Raw genomic sequence first — 23,968 nt, forward strand, 5'->3', positions numbered from 1 at the left:
AACTTATTAATTTGTAAGTGTGATAGAGTATTTTATAAGTTCTTCGAGTGGAAAATCTTCTGTCCAGAAATCTTCACACATGTGTTTACCATAAGCCTGATACAAGGCATATCCACTTTTAAATATGTGGAGTGTATGGGAAGTAAGCTTGTTTTCAGGTATTGATAATTCTGCAAGTGCTTCTTCGTCCAGTTTCACAAAAGACCATATTCTACCCTCCAATAACTCTGTGGAATCGGGGCATATCTTATCATCATCTTTATAAAATGTAATAGATGCATCCGAGTACATCATCGAAAGAAGCATATAGTCTTTAGAAAAGGGTTTAATTTTATCAATCCGTTTTTGTTGTTCTTGTTTCCAGTCCTCAGAAAGAGCAATGATGGCAAAATCACAACAGTCCCATTCGCTGTTGGTGTTGGCTTTTATCATTAAATATGATGTTGGTTTATCTGATCGTTTCATTTTTTATTTTTTTATATTATGAGTGATTATTTTTCAGGAGTAAAAACTCCATTGATATAGTAGCCTATGAGAATTTCCCAAAGCCGTATTAAGCCATTAGTATCTACATAGTAATTTTCTGACCTGCTACAATAAATGATATACACAGGCATACCCATGTAATCTTTATTATTACTATATGCCTTTGCTAACTTATTAGCTTCGGTTCTTGATGGTGTTTTCATAATCAGGATTTTTCATAGATGTATGTTCCGCTACTTTTGAAGGGATCAGTTCCCTGTGTCATTCTTATTTCCATGTCGAATTTCTTTGATAAGCTTCTTGCATAATATACCGCTGTTGTCCTGTCACAATGGATTTCTAGGTATACTTTTACCTGCTCCCATTCTTTTCGGTCACTACGGGATTTCATTTGAAAATTATATTGTGATTCCATAAATGCTTTTTTTAATTAATATTGAGGTAAACATTAAAATGGTAGATCATCATCTGTATCGCCTGCAAAAGGATGGATTGTTTCCTCCCCTGTATTTTGTTTCGGCTCACTTTCAGAATTTTTTCCACTGCTATGAAGCTTAATTGTTGATGTATGAAAATTCAGCCCTGAACGGATTTCTCCGTCTTTGCCTATCCACGCACTTGAGCTTATTCTTCCTGATAACTCTACCAATGTCCCTTTAGTAAGGATTTTGGCTACATTTGAGCTTACCCAGTAGGAACAACTATAATAGGTAGTTAGATCCCTGCGCTCTCCCTGTTTGGTCCTGTAGCTGTCATTGATGGCTACTGAAAAGTTCACAACCTGTCTGTCGTTTTTCAATGTGTTGATTTCTGCGTTTTTGGTAATTCTACCAATAATTGTGTTCATAATATTTTGTTTTAATTGTTGAGATTTCTAGGTTAATTGATTGGGTATCGAGGAAACTTGGCTTTTCTAATTCTTTATTCTAAATAGAAAAGGCAGTATTTATCCTTGTTTTTATTTATTTCTCCGTTGATGTCAAAGAACGTCTGCCATCTAATTGATTGGTTTAACTGAGGTTCCGGCTTTTTTCTTTGCCCATGATCATAGTATAGTATCAGGCACTTAAAACCGAAATTGAAAGCATTGAAATGGAGGCTCCTAAATCTTTTTGTCCGCAGGATTTAGGAGTGTCTGGAAAAATTATTGGAGTGAAACGGAAAGAATTTTTGTAGAAACCCAAAAAGATTTTTTTGAGTGCCTGACACTGTACTACATTTGCAATAGTAAAAAAGCCCTGAATCTCAGGCAAAACTTAAATTGAGCAGCGTGGTGTCATCCGGAAATAAGGAAAATCATTAATAAATACCGCCCATTCCTATAAATTAATTTTGAAATAGGGTTTTTACTTCGGAAAAGATATTCTGTAAACGATTTTAAAATAATACTTGCCTATAAAATCTATTATTTTAAATTTGCAGGCTTAAAAAACGATCTTTTATGAAAGAACTATTAGAAAAAATTAATGCAGAATTCGAAACTTTTAAAGCGGATTCAGGTCTTCAGTCTGAAAAAGGAAATAAGGCAGCCGGAATGAGGGCTAGAAAAGCAGCCTTGGAATTAAGCAAGCTTTTAAAGGATTTTAGAAAAATTTCTATTGAAGAAACTAAGAAATAGTTAAAAGCTCCCGAAAAAAATTCGGGAGCTTTATTTTTGATATACACTTGGGTATTCTTAAATGAATGATTCAATATTTTCTTTGACAAAACCATTCATTAAGATCCTTAAAATCTCTGTAAATTAGAGAACAGTCTTCTGCATTTTCATATTTCATTATTATTTTTTCCGTGATCTGTTTTCCGTTAGCGTCATTATCAAGGAAAAGTGAAATTTTATGATACTCACTTAATTTTTTTTCAATTTTAAAAAGCATTGCCGTAGAATTTAAGATAAGATAATCTGAAAGATGACTGTCTCTATTTTTCATATTCATATAGGTCAGAAAATCAAAGAAGCCTTCAAATACAGCAATATCATTAGCGTTATTCTTAATCAGTGTTATATCTTTATCCCCTAAGCAGATTTTAAAGTACTGATTTCTGATTTCAACCCCTCCGGAATCATTGGTAAAACCGACTGCAAAATAATTTTTCGATTTTAACCGAAAATGAATTTCCTTTACTAAGTGTTTCTGCTCATAAACTTTTCTCTCTTTCAAATACCTGACTAAAGCGGGGTGAATAATCTCTCGCATTTTAGAGATCTCATAAGTCCTTGTCCCCTGAGTTTCTTTTTCTTTCTCTTCAATTTTACACTGTGTAAAATCCAGCCTTTCAAGATATTTTAAGGCATCAGACACTGAGCATTTATTAATAGCCTGGACAATTGAGATTACATCATAGCTCTTCCCTGTTCCAAAGTCAAATGCTCTATTTTTCATAAAATCGACAGAAAGACTGGGCGTTTTTTCTTCCCGATCCAATGCAAAATAGAAAGCTATTCGAAGGTTTTCTTTTGTCGGAAACAAATTGAAGGATTCCAAAACCCTTTTGATTCCGATATTCTTTTTTATTTCTTCACAGTTCATTTTTTCTTTTTTCAAAGCAAATTTTCCTGTCTCTTTTCCTTTTAAATAAAAAAAGACTTTTAATTACTTTTAATATACTTTTAGTGATTAGCCACACTGCCCTATAACAAAGCATCCATCTTCAATCCGGAATGAGTACAATTCCGAATACCCCATGAGTACAATTCCGAAACAAAAATGAGTGCAATTCCGAAAAAACTGCTTTTACCAGATGAGTACAATTCCGAATCTGATTTTGTTTTCTTCTGCTATTTTTACCTTATCTACAATTTTTATAGGATTTACAATACCTACATGAGTGCAATTCCGAAATCAGCCTTATCAAAATCTAAATTTTAACATTTTCTTAACTTCAGCGAGTACAATTCCGAATTCCGAATGAGTACAAATCCGAAATACGGATGAGTGCAATTCCGAAATCAGAGAATAACAGGATAACCGTTTGGCAGTATTTCCGCCATCTTCGTTTCTCCATATAATTGTATAATATGTTCCTGTATTTTGCTCAAAAAAGCCACTCCCTGAAAATGTGTAGATTGTATCCCTTTCAGTCTGTTAATTCTTATGAATTCACTGAAAGCCTTTTCTATGAGCTTACGGGTTTGTGGTATCATCTTGTACTGATAGGAAAACTGAAGCATTTCTTGCTCCTGTAAACCATATCTTTTTCTGAAATAATATAACCTTCTTGTAATTTTTGACTTTTCTGGTGTATTCTCCAGTATATCTTTATCAGTTATCATTCTAATATAAAAAGGATGAATGAAAATAGAATCCTCTTTATAATGATAGTTGAATGAAAGGTTATTGTATTTGTTGAAATTTATTTTTGCAGTTTTGAGAAACTTGAAACAAAAATCATTAGCACTTTTATAGTTCAGTCCAAACTTTTTATTCAGTGAAGAAAGTTTCATCATTGTCCCTCCTTCAGGAAGCTTTGAAAGCCAGATGGCAAAAATAATATGTTTGTTGTTTCTGATATTATAAACCAGATTATAAAGGATATAGTTATACTCAGGAATAATCATCAGCTTTTTTAGCCAGTAGCTGCTGATCAGAAAGCTTGTATATCCACGCTGGTCATAACTTGGTGTGGAAATAAGCCCTCCAAAGGTTTTAATCTCCCTTCCCCCGGAGTTTAGTGATTTATACCAGCCCATCTTAAATCGGGCCAAAAACTCATACGCTTCTATAACTTGTTTTGTCGAGCCACTTGGAGATATTTTATTATTCCTGATCTTAATAGATGCAAAAATATTATTTTCAGTTTCAAACTCTTCGTCAAACAGAGAAAGCTGCTTCGGGCGGTCTTCAGGGCGGAACTGTTCACTACTGATAATCGAAATAATATTAAAAATAACACGAAGTGCATTAATAGGAATATCGGCAGCCTCCTGGTCTTCAAAAATAAAATCGTCTACAAAATGATTTCCAAAGCGTATTCTATCGGGATTTTTTTCGCCTTTATCTTCAAATTTCTTCCTGACAAGCCTCAAATCTTTTTCCAAAACAGCCATAATCTATATTTATGTGTATTAATGTTGTTTTCTTTGCAGAACGTTATTTTCATTGGGTTCTATAACAATTTAATACCCAAACTTTTGAGTGTTTTTGTTCCATCAATGATATTATAATATATATACTCTCCTGTTTCATCTGCTCTGAAAACTCTTTTTTCTACTTTCCCGAAGTTTGGAATTTTAACTTTGCGGATTCCCTGATACTCAGAAGGAATACCATTTATACTTACTTTTTGCCCGAGTTTTAAATCTGATAATTTCATTTTATTATTTTTTTAAATTTTAATAGATAAACATTTGTAATTTTACTGTTTAAGAGTTACTTTGGGTGTTTAATATTAGGTATTGACTCTATGGAAAACAGTCCGTTATCAGTTTTGTTTTTCATATAGGGTAAAATATTTTTCAATGAGGATTTCCAGTTGGTTATGGGTTTCCCCAAATTATTTCGCCAGCCATTACCCGCCCATAAAGCGTATTTATCCTCAATATCTGAATCCATAGAAGCTTCGTAAGCATCTAATGTATGTGCATACGCCATAAATTCTTCCAAAGAAGGTCCCTTGGTTGTTTTAAAAGGCTTAAGGGCACTATTGTAAAGAAGTGTACTCTCTTTTTGCTCTGTAGTTTTGGGAATAGGTATTTTAGATGGCTCTGCCAGAGGGGAATTCTCACTTTTTTCCACGATTGGAGCCTGGATGTTCTTTCCTTTCTGTTGAACTTTTTCTTGACCGGGGACTTGTAAAGGATAATCTAGTACGATTCTGTAAGAACAGGAAAGTCCTTTTCTATTTTCATACTGAATTAATCCTAAATTCCGTAGCGCTTCTTTAGCAGGTTTTAACGTTTTTCTCGTTAAACCCAATCTTTCACTCAGCATTACATCGGAAATGACGACATCGTATCCGTTATTATCACTTGCTTGCTTAAGAAGATAGAGATACACAACAGTAGCAGTAGTACTGAGCCTTGCTTTTGGACCAAATTCCCAAAACCTTTGTATGAGCTCCAAATAATACACCATTACTTCCCGGCTAAAAGCTCCAATACTTTTTGCTTATCAATAATGATAATCTTCCCCTTTTGAATAATAGCTTCATCCAGAATTCCTGAAGATTTTATTTCAGAAGCTTTTGATACAGAACATCCAAGAATTTTTGCCAATCCTTTCAGTCCGTATTCGTATTTACTCTCTAAGCCAAGACTTTTAGCTATTTCCAAAAATTCCTCAACCGTCAGTTTCCAAATAGGTGTTTGTGGATCTATCTTTTTCATTCTCTTTTTCTTTTACTGAAAATCTTAAATTTTAGCTCCCTTGCCTTCCCTCTTTAGCAATCCAGTTCCTTGCAGCAGCCTGCCAGCTGTTCATTAATTTTCCTCCACTTAATTTCCAATCCCGAGAATCGTAAAAGGAATAGAACTCATTTGCCTGGGAGGAAAGTAAATCACGTTCTTTAAAATACAACTCTACCTCACAGAATTCCGGTATACAAAAGTGATTTTCCTTTTGTATCGATAGTTCTTGCTCGCAAAATGCTGTATTTGAAAAAATTTCAGGATTGTCAAAATCAATAATCTCAACAAGACTTCCCTTATAAGCGTCATAACTGGGAGAATAAACAATGAATCCTGCCAAATGTAGTTCTTTGATACACCTGTGGTAAGTTCCAAAAGATTTTATCTTACCTAATTTCATGACCTCCGAACGGCAAATACGAAAAGGAGTCTGAAACCTGTTTTTACTCCAACACTGAAAAAGTGCAACATATATACTGATGTGAGAAGGATATAACCTATTGTCCTTAATGACATGCTCAAAAAAATTGATAATATCTTTAGTTTGGTTCATGATTGCCTTTTATCTGTTATTTTTTAGAATCCATAAGTAGCTTCTCAATATCTTTGTAATTATAATACAAGAGTCCCCCTATCTTCGTATAAGAAAGGGTTCCGTTAACCCTGAGATTCTGCAATGTGCCTGAAGAAATATTAAGCAACTTTTTAACTTCAGCAGTCCGAAGCCATAGTTTCTGCTCTGTTGTTCTTATCTGAAGCAGTTCTTTAATACCTTCCAGCAGTTCTATTTTAAACTGCTGAAGGTCTTCTTTGGTGATGATTGATATTGCCATGATTTCAAAAATTATTTTATGAGGCAAATTTTCGGAATCAGGCAGAATTTCTTTCGGTAGTTCTTCGATACTACCGAAAGATTTTATACCATACATTATGAATAAAGGGATTCAAGAGAAAGACAATTGGTATTATCTATGAAATCAGGAAAACTATCAAAATACTAAGCAACAATTTCATGATTTACCCTTTAGATCTATAAAAAAATCTAAAATGGATACTGAAATATTTTTAAATATCCAAATTATCCAAATATTGCTCTAAATTATTCTTCAGTAATATCAAAAATTTGGTTCTTTCAGATTTTCGTAATCGTATCTCTCCTAAAGTTTTGTGATAATTTCCCAAATTAATATTTAATGAGTGCTCAGCCCAACGGAAAAGTTCTGCTAAATCAGAATGCCCCCCATTAAAACATCTCGTCTGGTGAAGAGCATATAACAACTCTATAAGCGCAACTTTAGGAGCCGTCCATTCAAGATTTCTAATTTCGCTGATTGATTTTTCATCACTCCCCTCTGCATTAATTTTATTTGTCAAATAATAATCTAAAAGGTCGTTGGCAAGAATCTGAGAAACAATGTGATCATGTGAAGTAGAAAACTCCTCATCATAGCTGTAAAGCTCAGGACTTAGCTTTAATTTAAAGTCAAATTTAAAGCGAACAAAATATTTTTTATCCAAATAAGTTGATTTTCGGCGATAATAACTGATGAATTCTTTTTGCTCGTTATAGAAATACAAAAGATTAGATCTTTCGTTATCGTAATATGATTTTAATGCATGAGGATCAGCATAAGGTTTTGAGGCTTCTATTGCCAGGACTTTAGAATAGTAAATATATACTGCCGTAAATTGTGGTTTAGTATTTTTAAAAAAATGGATCTCATCACTCCAATCCGAAAAACGATATTGTTTCAGAAGATTCTTTAGCTCTCGAATGACCGTATCTGTCTCCATAAGGATTTCTTCACACTTAAGAACAATATTATTACTCCTTCTATTAATTTGATCTACAGTTGCTTGTAATTTTTGCCAAAGCTCATCAATTTTTTTTCTGAAATTTTGTCGATTCATACGTTATTTTTTTAATTGTGACGTAAAAATCGGCTTAAAATAAATCTTAAAGTTTCTTTAATTCCTCTTTTCTCTTCCTAATAAAGTCAATAGGTCTCATACCATTGATCTCCATAAAATGCTTGGAAAAAACCTGTCGGTTGGCCATTCCACACATTTGAGTCAACCCATCAATACTGTAATTAAGATATTTGGAATCTTCAAGCAAAAGATTGGTAATGTAGGTAATACGTAAAGTTTTTAGATACGCAGTAAATGTAAGATGATGGTGTTCGTTGAGAACATATGATAAGTGACTTCGGTTACTGCCAATCATTTTAGCAACAATCGGTAGTGTCAAATTGCTTTGGAGAAACTTTTTACTACTTTCAAAATTTTTTAGTTTTAATCTGACCTCTTCTATGAGTTCTAAACTGTAACCAACTTTTTCAGTTAAAGAAACGGGTAAAGATCTGTCAAAAGGTTCATATACAAAGGAATTATTGAATCTATCTAGTAATTCCTGATACTTTTTATTAAGTTCATTCTCTTTCTTTCGAAATCTTATAATTAAAAAATACAATATGATCGAACCAGAAATGACAGAGAAGCAAAATATGATAACACCAATATTTTGTTTTCTTTCCAGACAATATTTTTCTTTCAATAAAGTATCTGTATCATATTCACGGTGAATTTTTGAAGAAAGCATTGCAAAATCAGTATTAATAATGGAATCCGCCTTCAATAATTGATTAGTATAGTACAATTGTTTTGGGGAGTTTCTGCTTTGCTTGGCGTCATGAATTAAATATTCATAATTGGCTTTGATTTCAGGGGTAATAACCCGGAATCGATTCACCAGAGAATCAACTTTATTTAAGTAAAGTAATGATTCTGCTCTCTCCTCTTTTAACCAATAAACTTTTCCTATATAAAAATAAACTGTGATTAACGATGCGAAATCCTGATTATGACTTAGGATCTTCTCAGAAAGCTTTAAGTACTTTAATGATTCAGCTAATTTATTTTCTCTTAAAAGCTGTATTCCTTTACCTTTTTGAAAAAGACCATACTCTAAAGGTAACTGTTTAGTATCATACAATCTTTCCAAACCAATATTAATAAGAGAGTCTTCCTTATAGAATAACTGTAGGTTTTTATAACAGCTGCTTAAGCGGTAAATACTATTGAAATATCCGGATTCATTATTAAGCTTAAGATTATGATGAACGTTTTTCATCATTTCTTTTTCAAAATATCGGGCAGATATTTCAAAGAGTTCAGCTGCCTCTTTATAATAGCCTAAATAGCTTTTCACCATTCCCAAATGATAAATAATTTTGTTTTTAAGATAATTATCCTTCGAGTCCTTTGAAAACTGAAAAGCCAGTAAATACTGCTCAAGAGCAGGTTTGTAATGCCTTTTGTTATAATAATAAATAATTCCTTTACCCAGGTAGGCCCTGGAAATTTGGTTCGGATTATTGTATTTTTTAGCGGCTATAATAGCACTATCTGCATAAATGAGCTTATCATGAATGTCTTTACTATAGTAAATCGCCTCTTCATATCCCCAAATTAACTCTTCATAATTATCTTCTTTCCTTGCTTTATCAATATACATTCTCACAAATACCAAAGCCCTTTCATCGTTTTCAGAGTAAGCATCTATTAAACCCAAAATTTTCTTATAAGATTCTATCTGAGGTTTTTCAATGTGTTTTTGCCCTTGTATTAACAGCAAAAAACAATTAAAAATCAGCAATAATATTTTATTATTAGTAGACATATCAAAAAAACGTACACTAATTTAATTAAAATCATTAATTGGAGACTTATTTCTAACTTAAAAATAGACAAACATAAATTAAATACTGATTTTCAAACACATATAGTTTAAAATCATGGGTAGAATTGATCAATTCTTACGGAATAATTGATCAATTCTACCCACTATTGCTTTTTTCAACCACTTAGCCATTCTAATTTAGACCTCAGAATTCTAATAATAAAACCGGCCGGGATAACTTTTAAAACCATCGTTAATAATCATGAAAAAGTATATCTCCATTTTAAGTTTAGCTTCTGTATTATTTATGTTCTCCTGTGAAAGAGATGTTTTGGATTTGAATAATCCACAACAGAAAGAAAAGAGTATAAAAATACAAAGCGATAAAGTATCAACTGGGACCCATAACCACACTTCGCAAAAAATAGATCAGAATCTGGCAGCAAACAATAAAGAAGAGCCTAAACGAGACAAGCAGCATTGGAGGGGTAAAAACGATACAGTAAGATAATACATATAAATGTATTTAATCTTTAATAGCATAGGAGTGGAAAACAAAGAAATATCATTGAGCACCGGAAAAAAATGCACAGTTAGCGGGGAATGGGAAACTGAAGGAAAAATCAGCACAATCGTTTATGTCTCAAAAGGTGAAATAATGCCACCATATTGCGGTAAGAATGTAAAATGGATTTTAGTTAAAAAAGGATAATTTTTTCGATAATGGAAACAAATAAAATCAAAACAATACTTGTACAGTTTACGACTTTTTTTTTCATATCGCTGTTTATTTATGCCGCTATGAGTAAGCTCATGGATTTTTCTAAATTCCAGATGCAATTAGAGCAAGCATTTTCATTTCATAACTATGCTGCTATTATTTCATATGCTATAATTATACTGGAATTACTAATTGTCGGGCTACTGTGCTACCGAAGAACCAGAAAAACCGGTTTAGTATTTAGCCTCGTATTAATGACAGTCTTTACCTGTTACATATTTGTAATCTTAAATTTTAAAGAACACATTCCTTGTTCCTGCGGGGGAATTTTAGAAAAAATGGGATGGACAGAGCACCTATATTTTAATATTGCGAGCGTAATTTTAGCCAGTGCCGCCCTACTGGTAATAAATAAAAATAATTTAAAATCTTATTGAAACTCTTCTATGATAAGAGTTACGGTAAGAATTTATATGTGTCCTTAAATTTATTGTTTAACCTTAAAATTAGGCAGTCGAAAACTGTTTAAACCTAAAACTTAAATGTATTTATTAACCACAATTTGTTTGAAAAGTTTGAGGAATAAATAAAATTTGGTGTAGCAAGGTTTACTTATAGCCTATAGATACAAAGGATATATCTAATTTGTTATCTCATTGCTTAGCAGACAAATTTCTAAAGTTTTTATGGTAATCTTTTTTGATCGAAAAAAAGACCTGAATTATGAAAATTAACCAATTTTTTAAAACTAATGCTTTAGCTATTGCTGCCATCATCTTTGCTGGAACTACAATGTCATTCAAATTGGCTGAAAAGAAAGCAGCTCCTGTAACCTATTTTTATAACAGCTCTTTAACTTCAGCTGGTGCATTTGCTGATCCAAGCCATTGGCAAGCTACAGACCTTCCAGGTTGTGAAACTGAAGGAGAAAGACCCTGTAAAATAATAGTTCCTGATGGTTCTTCTATAAATGCCGTACTTTCCGGTAAGACAAATGCTCAGGTACTTTCGATCAGTATGGATCGTAGACCTTAATTTATAACAAAGGTTGGCAAAATTGCCAACCTTTAATTTTTTCAAGTAAGTCTATTATATATAATCACAATTCATTATTTCATCTGTGATTCTGAGGCATCCCCGACAATTTAATAATTTCCTCAGAAATAGCTACAGCATAGCGAGGATCATTAGGAGGCAAAGAATATTGTTTATTTTCAATAGTTCTTGTTAAGGTAATATTAGCTCCATCACGGTTGTATCTTTTTAAATCCGACCAACGAATTCCTCTGAACAATAGTTCCTTTTGTCTTTCTTTCCTAATAAGCTGTAATGCCTCTTCTTTGGAATTAGCCATAAAAGGGATAAATGTTTCAGCTTTCCATCTGGTGATTAGAAGATCATTAAGCATTTTCATAGATTTGGTAACATCACCAGTCTGAACGTAAGATTCTGCTGCTATCAAATATAACTCATCCACTGCAACACTGGTCATTTTCCCTGAAGAACCTCCTGTATAGTTTCCTTTAAATATAATATCCCCATTAGGGTTTACCCTAAAGTAAATCAGTTTTCTAAGATCATTTTCATGATATAATTGAAATAGATTTAATGGAACCTTAGCTACAGCAAAACGTACAGGTCCTGAAATACGCATCGTTGTTCTTAATAGAACCTCAGAATTCATATCCTTAATAGGATAAGTATCTGATGATTTCAGTTTATTAAAATCCATTAAAGTATTTTGCAGCTCTAATGCCTGCGATGCATATTGTAAAGCTTTTTCATAGTCTCCTATAAATAAATAGGTTCTGGCTAGATACCCAAGTGCCGTAATCTTTGAGGGTCTGCTGGCAGCGACCTGCTTTACAGGCAGTAATTCCACTGCCTGAATTAAATCCTTTAAAATCTGATCATAAGTCTGTTTAACCGAAGACCTTACCGAAGTTTGGTTCATATCAGAATCTAACCGGAGTGGTAAACCTAAATCCTGTCCTGCTGTTGCCTCATTATAAGCCACACACCATATCTGCGCAGCATCCAGATAGCGTATGGCACGCAGTGCTAATGCCTGACCTTTTACATTCTCAGCTCCTGAAATATGATAGGTTTCCAGATTGTCAAGCACTGCATTACTTACATAAATAGCCTTGTAACAAGAATACCAGTCATTTCCTACCCCTTGATTGGTTGACACATAATCAGGCTGCCACGTATACAATCTTTTATCCTCATTATATTCCAAAGCATTATAATCGCTATCTGATAAATAAAATTCATCAGAGGAGGTCATCCCGCTGGAAGCAAAATCTCCTAGTACATCTGTTATTCTATCCAATAATGCCTGATTATCTTCAAGGGTTTGGGGAGTAGCCAACTGTGAGTCAGACTTTTCATCTAAAAATCTGCTACAACTCGTTAACACTACTAATACAGATAAAAATCTTAATATTTTTTTCAATGTTTCTTTCATAACATAATAATATAGTATTGAAATAATCAGGTTAGAATTTGGCACGAAGCCCTATAGTATAAACAGCGGGAGGTCTCAGTCCGTTAACACCAAGGTTATAATCCGGATCTATTCCGCTTTTATTAGCCCTCCATAAAATACCCAGATTGCTTAGGTTCACAAATGCACTCAAGTTTTCAAAAACAGAAGACCCAAAAAGAGTCTTATCAAAAGTATATGTGAGGTTGATATATTGTAATCTTATATGGTCTCCTTTTTCAACAAGTACGCTTGATCCGCTATAGAATGCATCCCTGTTTGCATCACTCTGATAATTATTGGATGGAACATTGGTAAAGGCTTCATCACCCTCTTTTTGCCACCTGAAGGCATAATCACTATGCCCCGACCAACTGGTAAATAAGTTGGTATAGTTTATTGAATTTCTTCTAAACCAGTATCCAAACTTGTAAGAAATACCTATATCCATACTAAAGTTTTTATAGCTAAAGGAGTTCACAAATGAGCCATAGACTGTAGGAACCGCTGAGCCGTAGAACTCTAAATCCTGAACTGAAGTACCTACACCTACCATTTGAGAATAATCCTTACTAACCTGTCCGTTAAGATACCCTTGCGGGTCTCCGGTTTTAGGATCTAATCCAGCCCATTTATACGCAAATATGGAATAGACAGGTAATCCCTCTACTCCTGATATGGGTACAGAAGAGCCATTCCCTATGAATTGACTTGCCAGAGGATCTGCCAGATAATATTTTGTGACTTTATCCCTGTAAGTACTGAAGTTTAGAATAGTATTCCATTTTACTACTCTGTCAATATTCATGGTCTTTAGTTCAACGTCTATTCCATGTCCGCTTGTCTCTGCTACATTGGAAAGCATATAGTCTATACCTGTTGTGTAATCCATTTGTCTGGGGCCAAAAAGGTTGGTTCCTTTTTTGGTAAAATACTCAACAGAGCCACTTATTCTGCTGTTTCGAGAAGAGAAATCTACACCTGCATTAATCATTCTGGAAGTTTCCCAACGCAGCCTTGGATTAAAATAATTGTCAAAACGAGCCACTGATGTTCCGGTATAACGGGATTTATCCGTATCAAAAGCGATGGTACTTACAGCGACCATTGCTGGATCTATATTTCCATTAAACCCATAAGATGCTCTCAATTTTAAATAAGGAAGCCATTCTACGTGATAAAAATTCTCTTTGGAAATTTCCCATAGCGTTCCCACTGACCAAAAGGGGTTCCACTGGTCATTGGTATTTAACCCAAACAAATTACTGGCATCCCTGCGAAAGCTTCCCGAAATAGTATACTTGTTATCAAAAGTATAGGCAGCATTTGCAAACAAAGAAACAAAACGAGTTGTTCTCTTTCCAAGGGATTGCCCTCTCTGGATAAATTCCATATTACCCGTAGGAAGAAGTGTATACTGCCGGGTATAATCAACACTACTGGAAGCCATACTATTTTCATTATACCCATAGTAACGGTTATATTCGTAGCTTCTTACCGCATCACGGCTCTCTGCTCCTGCAATTGCTGTGACTCCGTGTTTATGCCATTTACCTGTATAGTTTAGTTGTCCTCTTACATTATTGATAATAGTTAATGCTCCTGACTTGTCTAAAATCCCGCCCTTTGGAACAATGAAATTTGTATTTCCGTTGGTATCCACCTGCGCAAAACTGTTTACATAATTTCTGGCAAAGTAACTTTGCGAATTATGAAGGTTTTCCGTAATATCATTCTGTCTCTGATATTGGTATTTAAATTCGGCTTCAAATCCTCTTATAATTTTATAATTAACAGAAGCATTAATCATCACTTCCGTTCCATTAGTCTTTGCACGGTCATTCTGCCAGTCTAAAAGTGGATAATAGTTCCAATCTAAAAGTTTTCCTAATCCAAAACTATCTTTATAATTCTGATCATAGCCCTTTGTCACTATACTCGGATTACCTTCGCTGTCTGCCAACTGCATATAAGGTACTGCTGAGTTTCTTGCCATTATAATCCCACCATAGCTTATGCGCCCACTTTCTGTACGGGTATCTGTATAATATATTCCGGTATTTACAGTTAATTGTTTTATTGGACGCCATATATTCTGAAAGCGAAGGTTGGTTCTGGTATATTTCTCTCCGAGATTTCCTTTGTTATCATCATAACCAATTCCGGATGTCCATGAAAATTTTGGGGCACCACCTGCAATGTTTAAAAAGTACTGCCTTTTTTCAGAGGGCAGATACATATACCGCCTGTACTGGTCTTTGGCATCAATATTCCTTAAAGCCCCAATCTGACGGTTAACTTCCTCCTCACTCATAAGCCCCTTTTTCTGCTTATTCAGTAGATCTACCACCGGAGATAAAGCCGGATGTGATGAAAAGTTAATATCACTATCATAGTAACCTCTTTTAAAGAGTTCCGTTTCAACATCTATAAAATCAGATGATGAAATGGTCTTTAGGTAATTGAAATCAGGTTTTGGACTTATGCTTGTATTAGCCGTGAACTCTAGTGACAATGGCTGGCTGAGTTTTCCACTCTTTGTTGTAATGACAATAACCCCATTGGCAGCTCTCGCTCCCCAAATACTTGCCGCAGATGCATCTTTTAGTACCGTAATACTTTCAACCATATTGGGATTGATATTACCAATGTCTCCCTCATAGGGAAAGTTATCCACGACAACCAATGGTGATTTAGGACCATTGATTGTACTGATGCCCCGAATCATCAATTGCGCAGTTCCTGAGGTTCCCCTGTCTATCGTTACTCCACTTATCATATTGGAGAGACGATCCAAAACATTGGTTCCAACCTGTTGGTTTAAAAGTTTGTTATCTGCATGAGAATAAGATCCTGTGGCTCTTTCCTTTGAAATTTTCTGATATCCGGTGGCTATATTAACAGTTTCTATGTCCGTAAACTTAGCTGTTAGCATAATTTTTACGGGTATGCTTTGAGGAAGGTTTAATTCTATAGTCTTGGATTCATATCCCAGAACTGAGGCCACAAGCTCAATTTTGTTTTCTTTTGTCTGAAGCCCGAAAAAGCCATTACTATCTGTGATTACTGCGGTACTGCTATTTTTTAGAGCTATGGTAACATTCCTTAGTGGCGACTGACTCAACTGATCAAGTACCTGTCCGGAAATAGTATGTTGAGCCATAAGTGATATACTACTGCATAGTATCAATGGCATGAGTATTTTTTTCATAGTATATTATTAGAGTTTTATTATTGAGGGCTAAAGAATAGTGGGTAGTCTCTTTATGATTTGTCCTTAATGACAAGTACATCTATATCCCTGTCAGCCTCAATGAGATCAAGATCATATTTTGAGAGTTCCTTACTTAAGGAAGCAGAATCTGAAATACCCAATAACTTTAAATCCACATTTCCGGTATATCCTGTTTCGTCTATAATGGGCAGTTTTATTTCAGAAATTCCATTAATACTGTTGACGAAAGCATACATGGAAATATTTTGTAAGTCTGATTCAGAGGTTGAAAATCTATATTTCATTTCACCTCCTTTGGTGGCAATCTTATCTTTTTGTGAGGTTCTTCTAAGAATCAGACATTTCACCTTTCTTTTTTCTATACTGGCGGAATAATCTGCGAATTGGCTAAGATTTTTAAGCATCATCGGATAGAGTGAATCGGATAGTGATACCGGAACAATGTATTCGTAATTATAAAGGTTATAATCCTCTACACGTCCTTCTGAATTCTTTATATAATCCAGTGCAGTAGGATTCTTCACTTCCATAACTATTCTTTTATTACTAAAAGATTCTTTACGTTGTTGAAAGATTTCATCGGTAATAGCGGTAAAGATCTCAAGTAAGGAGAGATTGGTAAACTGACGGCCATATACAATATTTCCTTTTCTATGGAAGCCTGAACCGAAACTTATACTTCTTATCCTTCCTTTTGAAAGAAGTGAATAATTTGTAAGGCTGGTCCCTTTCTCCTGATCGAAACTTTCTGATAACATTAAAGGTCTTTCCCTACTCATGTATACAACGGTCTGAAGACTGGAACTTTTTCCTTTTAATACTTCATTTATGGTATTTTCATTTACCTGAGCCCCATCAGTGGTATTAAGGAGTTTTCCGTCCTTAATCCATATAATATAGGGGACTCCTTTATGAGGAAATTGAGAATGCAGAATTTTATCTCCTGCTACGGAAAGTATCTCTTTATACCTTTGTCCGTTTTTAGAGGCAAAGAATTTTTCCAGAGTGGCTCTATCCTGATTGCTGACAGCCAGTATTTTTATCTTGCCACTAAACTTCTTTTGAAGTTCTTCCATTTTAGGAAAACCTGTAAGGCACGCACTGCACCATGTATTCCAGAAGTCAAGTAAGATCAATTTATCTTTATCTTCGGATAATTTTATAGTTTTCTGTGAATGATTGACAACCTCCATTGGGGCTGTCCAAACAGAATTTGGTACAGCATCACCTATTTTCAAAGATTTTTTTTGTGAATATGTTGTAGTAGCTATGGTTACGGCTAAAATAAGGGACACACGTTCCCTGCAAAAGAAATTTTTCATACTTTTACTTAGATTATTAATAATAATTATGACCAGCTCTTCTATGTGCTGAAGTAAATGAGAGGACTATAGCACAGGAAGGGCTTTTTTAGGGTTTGATTAGGATAAATGACTTAAGGACATAATAATTCCTTAAGTAAATGATGTTCATAGGCAGTTGAAATTGTATTTTGAAAAAGCAGGGAAAATATATCTCATAACTACATTTCCCCGCTAAATGCAAAAAATCTGGTTGATAAGAATGAAAAGAAAGATTTCATAAATAAGGATTGCTCCCGCAATGGTTGTACACCCATTGTAACTGTCCACAATGATACTTTTACGGTAGGAGCGTCTTAGAGGATTGTAGAGAGTGGACTGCATAGGAAACAAAAACGGCATGGGAAACTCTACAATATCCGTACTAGAGGCACTGGTATACCTTACATGCAGACAAGAGAGAAACCCACGCCTAGGTCGTGAGCCTCATTACTTATCATCTCGCATGTTAAAAATTACCAGTTTTCTAGCACAAGAATCTAAGCAATAGCTTCTATTTATTAATCGTTGAAGTATCGCAAAGTTACTGTTATTGTAACTTATAATGCAAATATAATAAAAATAACGACATATACGTCGTTGAGAATACAAGTTTTTATGAATTATTTTATAAAATGAATTATCAACTACAATCTTTTAGATACAGAGTAGCTGTAGGAATCACTTTCAAAAAATTGAGAGTGGCAATAAAGATTGATAATAAAGCGATGACTCAACAATACCTAAATAACGATATTTTTATTAAGTATTCTAAATCTTGGAATGCAGCAAGAGAAGAAGCATTACCAAATACAACACTTGAAAATCTTTTTATCATTGCTAATTACTTTAATATTAGTATTGAAGAATTATTTGAGCAAGTTGCTAAAGTGTCTAAAGCTGAAATTGATTCTGCTATTAGAGAAAAAAAGATCTTAAGAGAAAAATATAATATATTGAAATGAAGCCTATTATTCTGAATTAGGCCAACAGAATCCTGATGCAAGTTAGGATTTAATTTTTTATAGATTCCTATAAATACATCTATAAAATATTTTCTATATATCAACTATCTGAAAAAAGATAAGTCTTCTGAATCAAAACTAACGAGATAAAGATATTTAATGCTTGCCTGAATTTAATATATTGGAGTCTCTGACTAATATAAGAAGAGCTTAGAAGTCAGAATTCGAAGAAAAAAAATATTCCTTTCAGAAACAAAAAACATTATTGATGATTTTCTTCAAGAAATAGTGCATGGAAATTATATGCATTAAGGTTATCTTTCTATATAGATAGAAGGTTCGAGTTATATGGATTCGGGCTGAGCTTTTCTGATGGTCAGAGTTCTTCGCAGTACCTCCTAAACAATAGACTATAGCCCAAAGCTTTTTCTATTGTACCAAGTTCCTGCTTCTATTATTTATTCTGGATTTTATGATTTTGTATGAATTAAAATAAAATACGACATCCTTTGTCGCTTTGCTATTATAGCTTTGTTTTAATCTTAAGAACTGAAATACAAATTTTAAAAACTAAATTATTATGAAAACACTGTACCAGTCAGGGTAAATCAATTACCGTAAAAACCCCATATGAAAAATGGGGTTTTCCCCATAGAGGGAGCAATCAGCAATTTTTAAATTCACATCAAATTTCAAATGCCAATGAAAAAAATTTATTTGGGTGCATATACCTTATGCACAGTCCTGAGCATATCAGCTCAGGAAGTTGTCTGGCAGAGAGACGTTAAATTCTCTACACAAAATTTTCTTAGCCAGGTGATCACCACGATCGATCAGCAATATCTGATCACCGGAAGTTCTATTCGGCCTGACAAACTTCAGCTGGAGAACAAGCAAAACAACGGCTTTGATTTCCATTTAATCAAACTCGATCAGCAAGGGGAACAGGTTTGGGAAAAATACTTTTCCGGACAGAATCATGATTATTTATCGGCAACCGTACCAACACAGGAAGGAGGATTTTTACTTGCCGGAACATCCTATTCTGGAAAAGGGTTGGATAAAAAAGATGGTACCAAAGGTGGCTCAGACATCTGGCTCATTAGGGTTAATGAATCTGGAGATGAACTATGGCAAAAAACGCTGGGCACCACTGCAGATGAAGAAGCCAGAGCTGTGATCCAAACTACAGATCTGGGATTCTTTATCGCCGGAAACGTTCAGAATGCCTCAAAAGGATATGGTTCTAAAGATGTGTTGATCACTCGCCTAGATAAGAATGGAAAAATCCTTTCTGAATCTGTCATTGGCGGAAGAGGACTTGATGAAGTGGAAAAAATGATTCCAACCAAAGATGGCGGAGCATTACTTGGTATTTATTCCAGAAGTATGGCCAGTGGGTCAAAGAAAACCGAAAACTACGGTGAGGGTGATTACTGGATTGTAAAGCTGGATAAAGAAGGAAAGGTTCAATGGGAGAAAAATTACGGTGGTAAAAGTGATGACCATGTCCGGACGCTGGCATTAACCACATCCGGTTATATTGTAGGTGGTGAATCCCGCTCTGAAAAATCAGGCAACAAATCAGTAGGCGTTGAAAAGGGGACGGACATCTGGGTGGTTTCCTTGAATGAAAGAGGTGACGAGCTATGGCAGCAATCTTATAATTTGGGAAATCGTGATCTTTTGATGGGTATGAGCGTAATTAATTCCGCTGATGATAAGGAGACCAGGGGCGTACTAGTGGGTGGTTATACCCATGCAGAGCAACAGATAGAGAAAGATGATGAAACCTTCTGGATGTTGTATATAAACATCGACGGTAAAGAACAGTGGCGAAAGCATGTGACAGGAGAATCCCGCAAAAAGGAGGAAAGGCTTTCGGATATTAAGATGAACCGGGATGGCTCCATCATTCTGGCCGGAACCAGTGCTGAGGAACTGGGTAAAGAAAACTGGAAGATTATTAAGCTCGGCGATAAACAGGTGGATCAGCTTATTGAAAAGAAAGACATCAAAATTTATCCAAATCCGGTATCAGATTACGCTTATGTAGAAATTGGAATTGATTTCAAAGAAGCAGATATTCTTTTGTATGATATGAGCGGAAGACAACTTCAAAGTTTGAAAACAAAAAACAGTGTTACAAAATTGAATACCCAATCCCTTGTACAGGGTGCTTACCTGGTAACCATTAAAACAGACCATAACAAAACGGCGAGTGCCAAACTTATAAAAAAATAACACAATGAGAAAACAAATCATAACGGCTCTATTCCTGTCTACGATCTGCAATCAGCTCTGGGGACAGGTAGAAGGTAGATTTAATAAGAGTCTGGACAATATCAATAAGATGTTTCCGGCAGCCCCAACGGCTAATAACCTTATGAAATTTGAAGAGGTTCCCGTAAGCTACTATACGGGTATACCCGACGTGAGTATTCCTCTTTTCAATATGTCTACAGGTAATGAAAATGTTAATTTAGATGTAAGCCTGAAATATCATCCTTTAAGTGCAAAACCGGATGATAAAGCGGGAGAAGCCGGATTGGGCTGGAATTTATCAGCGGGAGGAACCATTACCCGTACAGTCCGGGGAGGTGTGGCAGATTCAAAAGTTGATCCTATTCTTTTCTCAGCCGTTCCAAGGAATAAATATGGGATCTATCACCATGACTACAACAATACATATAAACTCGTTTACGATGATACTGCAAATTTTGATTATCTCGAGTATGGGTACAATGCGGCAACCGGTAAAATAGATACAGAATATGATCTTTACCAATATAATTTTATGGGATATGCAGGAAGGTTTATTATTAAGAGGGGACTGAACGGTGTCTATAATGTAGAAAAGCTAGATAGGAACAATTTAAAAATAACAGTAACACAAGATTCTAACGGGGAGGTACAAACAGTAAATATTACCGATGATAAAGGTATTCAATACCTGTTCAGAGGTATGGAAGAATCTTCAAAAGATATTTCTAACATAAAGACCGGATTGTTACATAATACCAGTGATCTGATTAGCAGTGTCAGTGGAGGACAGTATTTTAGTGCTTATCATATCGAGAAGGTTGTAGATCAAAATAACAAGATCTTATTAACCTTTAGCTATGATCTTTCTCCAGTTGTAAAATACAAAGACCCTGAATCGAGAACCTCACGCCTTGCTTCGAATATTACGCATGATTATTTTAATATAGGTGCGATCGTTAACCCTGATATGCAAATGCCCGGAGCATTGGATGTTCAATATGTATACAATACCGCTTATACTAAACTCCTGACTGCAATTACGATTACTGATCGTGGAATTATAAAATTCAGTTACGAAAAAGGCCGTAATGATAGCAATTATGAAAATGCCGCTGATCTTTATAAATTAAAATCTGTGGAATCCTTTGCTGCGGGTGTGCCAAATCTGAAGGTGGATCAATTTATTTTTGACTATGGATATTCCAATTCTATGATGCAGGATGGACAAAATCCGATACTCAGCAAATTGCTTCTAAAAAAAGTGACAAATATTGGCCAACAGGGAACGAATACAAATAATGAATACACAATCAGTTACAATAACTTCAATAAGTCATTCAAAAGGGATGACTGGGGATTCTATAAAGAATCGCAACCGTCTGATATTACCCAGGATGTTTTGAGTTCTATCGTTTATCCCACAAAAGGTAAGGTCCAGTTTGAGTTCGGAGAAAATGATTATAGTTATTTTGCCGGATATACCGATCCTGTAGAAGAAGTTAAAGGGAAATGGGTCGATCAGGAAAATCACTTTTCCTTTAATGAGCTGACCGCTTTTAACTCAGCAGCCAAAGGGGAGTTTTTTACGATTCAGTCTCCTCAGGAGGTAATCCTTCATTTGGATCTGGGGTCTTTAACGTATTCAAACTGGAAATTCAGACTCTATAAGAAAAATTCGGATGGAACATTTTCACCAGAAATTGTAAGTTTTGAATATAGCTATCAATCCTGTGATAGCCCACCAGGAGGGCCTGCCTGCCCTAGTCAGGGACCAGGGCCAAATGGAGAAGCTATGACGACTTATGATCAGCCGACCCCTCTTCTGCAACCCGGCACTTACTTTGTTTCATTGGAAGCATCTCCGGGTATTACCTATAAACCTATTTCATACATTCTTTCCACTAAAACCAAGGAACGCTATTTTAATAATTATGCAGTTGAAAAAGGTGGTGGATTGCGCATTGACAATATTAAATATTACGATAAGCCAACGTCAACTATTCCTGCAAAAGAATATGTTTATGATTATAAAGATATAGATAGTCCGGGAAAAAGTAGCGGAGGTCTTGTTTTTCCACGTCCGGTCTTTAATTATAATGAAAGCATCAATTATTTTTATCAGAAAAGAAATGCGCTGGGATATGCGAAGTTTAGTTGTACAACAGCCACAACCACCAATGTAAATATCATTCCTACAGAAAAAACTCAGGGCTCTGATGTTGGATATAAATATGTGTCTGTAAAGCAGGTCGGCAAAGGACCTAATAATAGTACCATTGATAATGGAAGTACGGTGTATAAATTCCGCTCACCCGTAGAGTATGCCAATTATGAACGGATAAATCCGACCATGCCAATCATGCCGATCACAAATCAGGACTATTTAAGAGGGCAACTGATTTTTGAGAAAAAATATAACAGTGCCGGACAGATACTGTCAGAAGTGAACAACCAGTATATTACCCTTAATACACAAAAACTCGAAGGAATAAGAGTAAGAGATTATTTTTATAATAATATCAATCCTCGTTTTTACGAATATGAGAATTATGGTGCATTCAAAATTGAATTTCCCAATGAAACCTTATCTGAACCTTATAAATACTATTCTACATATGGTATTGTTTTGCCCGTAAAAAAGACCGAAACCTCATATTCTTATAAAAATGGTGTTCAGAGTTCTATAAGCAGTATAACGGAAACCAGTTACAATGCAAACGATTACCCTTCTATTGTTACTGACATTCATCCTGACAAATCTGCTACTGTAACCCGTACACTTTATGCCCTGGAAAAGCAAAATCTGGGTCTAACAGTGGCCAATATGATTGGAATACCATTAGAGGTAGAAACGATCGAAAAGCAAAGCACAACATCTACCGGGAAAACAGTAGCGAAAACAGAAGTGACGTTTAATCATTCTGCTGGCCTTTATCCTGATGTACTCAAATCTCTTAATACAGCTACAGACATAATGGAAAGCAAAATAAAATATGACCACTATGATGAAAAGGGTAACCTACAGCAGTATACCATTAATGATGGAACCCCAGTTACGATCATCTGGGGATATAATAAAACACTTCCTATTGCTAAAATAGAAGGTATAAAGTTATCAGATATAGCTCAGTCCACTATAGATACTTTAGTATTGGCATCTAACGAGGATGGAATAGACGGAATTGGAAATACAGAATCGGTTTTTCTTTCAGCCTTAGAGCAATTCAGAAATGATCCTGTATTGGAAAATACACAGATAACCACCTACTCTTATGATCCTTTGGTAGGGGTAAGAAGTATGACATGGCCTTCTGGCATCCGTGAATATTATACCTATGACCAGGAAGGCAGGCTTCAGGATATAACCAAGGAGCAGAAGAATGGCACTGGTAATATTTATATGAGGAAGGTTAAGGAATATCAGTACAATTTAAAACATTAA

24 protein-coding genes are annotated in these 23,968 nt (G+C 34.9%); 8 read left to right on the forward strand and 16 right to left on the reverse strand.

Features of this window, described 5'->3' with window-relative positions; translation table 11 throughout:
* Positions 1-6: 6 nt before the first annotated feature.
* Genes AC106K_RS00245 through AC106K_RS00260 form a run of 4 tightly spaced genes read right to left on the reverse strand, consistent with a single transcriptional unit; the run spans position 7 to position 1,333 of the window.
* A complete protein-coding gene (locus tag AC106K_RS00245) occupies positions 7-465 on the reverse strand; it encodes a hypothetical protein (protein WP_104916146.1) in 459 nt (152 codons plus the stop codon).
* 26 nt (positions 466-491) lie between these two features.
* The gene (locus AC106K_RS00250; RefSeq protein ID WP_078771549.1) at positions 492-689 is read right to left on the reverse strand and encodes a DNA-binding protein; all 198 of its coding nucleotides are present in this window, start codon (positions 687-689) and stop codon (positions 492-494) included.
* Positions 690-691: 2 nt separating this feature from the next.
* Positions 692-901, reverse strand: coding sequence for a hypothetical protein (locus AC106K_RS00255; RefSeq protein ID WP_104916147.1), 210 nt, complete (start codon positions 899-901; stop codon positions 692-694).
* Between the two features lie 33 nt (positions 902-934).
* Entirely contained in the window at positions 935-1,333 is a 399-nt protein-coding gene (locus AC106K_RS00260; RefSeq protein WP_104916148.1) for a single-stranded DNA-binding protein, read from the reverse strand.
* A 594-nt stretch (positions 1,334-1,927) separates the two neighbouring features.
* Here AC106K_RS00260 and AC106K_RS00265 point away from each other — a divergent pair.
* Positions 1,928-2,104, forward strand: a complete 177-nt coding sequence (locus tag AC106K_RS00265; protein WP_104916150.1) for a histone H1 — start codon at positions 1,928-1,930, stop codon at positions 2,102-2,104.
* A 70-nt stretch (positions 2,105-2,174) separates the two neighbouring features.
* Here AC106K_RS00265 and AC106K_RS00270 read toward each other — a convergent pair whose 3' ends face one another.
* The 9 genes from AC106K_RS00270 to AC106K_RS00310 all read right to left on the reverse strand — a co-directional run bounded on the left by AC106K_RS00270 (position 2,175) and on the right by AC106K_RS00310 (position 9,404).
* On the reverse strand, positions 2,175-3,014 hold the full coding sequence (locus tag AC106K_RS00270) for a toprim domain-containing protein (protein ID WP_104917224.1): 840 nt from the start codon (positions 3,012-3,014) through the stop codon (positions 2,175-2,177).
* Positions 3,015-3,433: 419 nt separating this feature from the next.
* Positions 3,434-4,531, reverse strand: coding sequence for a hypothetical protein (locus AC106K_RS00275; RefSeq protein ID WP_104916151.1), 1,098 nt, complete (start codon positions 4,529-4,531; stop codon positions 3,434-3,436).
* 59 nt (positions 4,532-4,590) lie between these two features.
* Positions 4,591-4,797, reverse strand: coding sequence for a hypothetical protein (locus AC106K_RS00280; protein WP_078677469.1), 207 nt, complete (start codon positions 4,795-4,797; stop codon positions 4,591-4,593).
* 56 nt (positions 4,798-4,853) lie between these two features.
* Positions 4,854-5,546 carry a hypothetical protein gene (locus tag AC106K_RS00285; protein ID WP_313611487.1) on the reverse strand — a complete coding sequence of 231 codons (693 nt, stop codon included), beginning with the start codon at positions 5,544-5,546 and terminating at the stop codon, positions 4,854-4,856.
* 11 nt (positions 5,547-5,557) lie between these two features.
* Positions 5,558-5,809, reverse strand: a complete 252-nt coding sequence (locus AC106K_RS00290; RefSeq protein WP_104916153.1) for a DUF3853 family protein — start codon at positions 5,807-5,809, stop codon at positions 5,558-5,560.
* A 31-nt stretch (positions 5,810-5,840) separates the two neighbouring features.
* Positions 5,841-6,383, reverse strand: coding sequence for a hypothetical protein (locus tag AC106K_RS00295; protein ID WP_104916154.1), 543 nt, complete (start codon positions 6,381-6,383; stop codon positions 5,841-5,843).
* Positions 6,384-6,399: 16 nt separating this feature from the next.
* On the reverse strand, positions 6,400-6,663 hold the full coding sequence (locus AC106K_RS00300; protein ID WP_104917225.1) for a helix-turn-helix domain-containing protein: 264 nt from the start codon (positions 6,661-6,663) through the stop codon (positions 6,400-6,402).
* Between the two features lie 232 nt (positions 6,664-6,895).
* Complete coding sequence (locus AC106K_RS00305; protein ID WP_104916155.1) at positions 6,896-7,741, reverse strand: RteC domain-containing protein; 846 nt, start codon at positions 7,739-7,741, stop codon at positions 6,896-6,898.
* Between the two features lie 46 nt (positions 7,742-7,787).
* A complete protein-coding gene (locus AC106K_RS00310; protein ID WP_482442789.1) occupies positions 7,788-9,404 on the reverse strand; it encodes a helix-turn-helix domain-containing protein in 1,617 nt (538 codons plus the stop codon).
* 370 nt (positions 9,405-9,774) lie between these two features.
* On the opposite strand from AC106K_RS00310, the gene AC106K_RS00315 reads away from it, so the two are divergent.
* The 4 genes from AC106K_RS00315 (at position 9,775) to AC106K_RS00330 (ending at position 11,268) form a co-directional block, all read left to right on the forward strand.
* The gene (locus AC106K_RS00315; RefSeq protein ID WP_104916157.1) at positions 9,775-10,023 is read left to right on the forward strand and encodes a hypothetical protein; all 249 of its coding nucleotides are present in this window, start codon (positions 9,775-9,777) and stop codon (positions 10,021-10,023) included.
* A gap of 36 nt (positions 10,024-10,059) precedes the next feature.
* Positions 10,060-10,224, forward strand: coding sequence for a hypothetical protein (locus tag AC106K_RS00320; protein WP_155248867.1), 165 nt, complete (start codon positions 10,060-10,062; stop codon positions 10,222-10,224).
* Between the two features lie 11 nt (positions 10,225-10,235).
* Positions 10,236-10,670: a MauE/DoxX family redox-associated membrane protein gene (locus AC106K_RS00325; RefSeq protein WP_104916158.1), complete on the forward strand. Its 435-nt coding sequence runs from the start codon at positions 10,236-10,238 to the stop codon at positions 10,668-10,670.
* 286 nt (positions 10,671-10,956) lie between these two features.
* Positions 10,957-11,268: a hypothetical protein gene (locus AC106K_RS00330; RefSeq protein ID WP_024566458.1), complete on the forward strand. Its 312-nt coding sequence runs from the start codon at positions 10,957-10,959 to the stop codon at positions 11,266-11,268.
* Between the two features lie 79 nt (positions 11,269-11,347).
* Here the strand turns inward: AC106K_RS00330 and AC106K_RS00335 are convergent, their stop codons facing one another.
* Genes AC106K_RS00335 through AC106K_RS00345 form a run of 3 tightly spaced genes read right to left on the reverse strand, consistent with a single transcriptional unit; the run spans position 11,348 to position 17,278 of the window.
* Positions 11,348-12,691 carry a RagB/SusD family nutrient uptake outer membrane protein gene (locus tag AC106K_RS00335; protein ID WP_313611484.1) on the reverse strand — a complete coding sequence of 448 codons (1,344 nt, stop codon included), beginning with the start codon at positions 12,689-12,691 and terminating at the stop codon, positions 11,348-11,350.
* Between the two features lie 43 nt (positions 12,692-12,734).
* Complete coding sequence (locus tag AC106K_RS00340) at positions 12,735-15,932, reverse strand: SusC/RagA family TonB-linked outer membrane protein (protein ID WP_104916160.1); 3,198 nt, start codon at positions 15,930-15,932, stop codon at positions 12,735-12,737.
* Between the two features lie 53 nt (positions 15,933-15,985).
* The gene (locus AC106K_RS00345; RefSeq protein ID WP_104916161.1) at positions 15,986-17,278 is read right to left on the reverse strand and encodes a TlpA family protein disulfide reductase; all 1,293 of its coding nucleotides are present in this window, start codon (positions 17,276-17,278) and stop codon (positions 15,986-15,988) included.
* A 653-nt stretch (positions 17,279-17,931) separates the two neighbouring features.
* Here AC106K_RS00345 and AC106K_RS00350 point away from each other — a divergent pair.
* The 3 genes from AC106K_RS00350 (at position 17,932) to AC106K_RS00360 (ending at position 23,968) form a co-directional block, all read left to right on the forward strand.
* Entirely contained in the window at positions 17,932-18,261 is a 330-nt protein-coding gene (locus AC106K_RS00350; protein ID WP_104916162.1) for a hypothetical protein, read from the forward strand.
* A 702-nt stretch (positions 18,262-18,963) separates the two neighbouring features.
* On the forward strand, positions 18,964-20,505 hold the full coding sequence (locus AC106K_RS00355; RefSeq protein ID WP_104916163.1) for a T9SS type A sorting domain-containing protein: 1,542 nt from the start codon (positions 18,964-18,966) through the stop codon (positions 20,503-20,505).
* Positions 20,506-20,509: 4 nt separating this feature from the next.
* Positions 20,510-23,968, forward strand: a complete 3,459-nt coding sequence (locus AC106K_RS00360) for a hypothetical protein (RefSeq protein ID WP_104916164.1) — start codon at positions 20,510-20,512, stop codon at positions 23,966-23,968.

The sequence above is a fragment of the Chryseobacterium sp. FR048 genome (assembly GCF_056844665.1).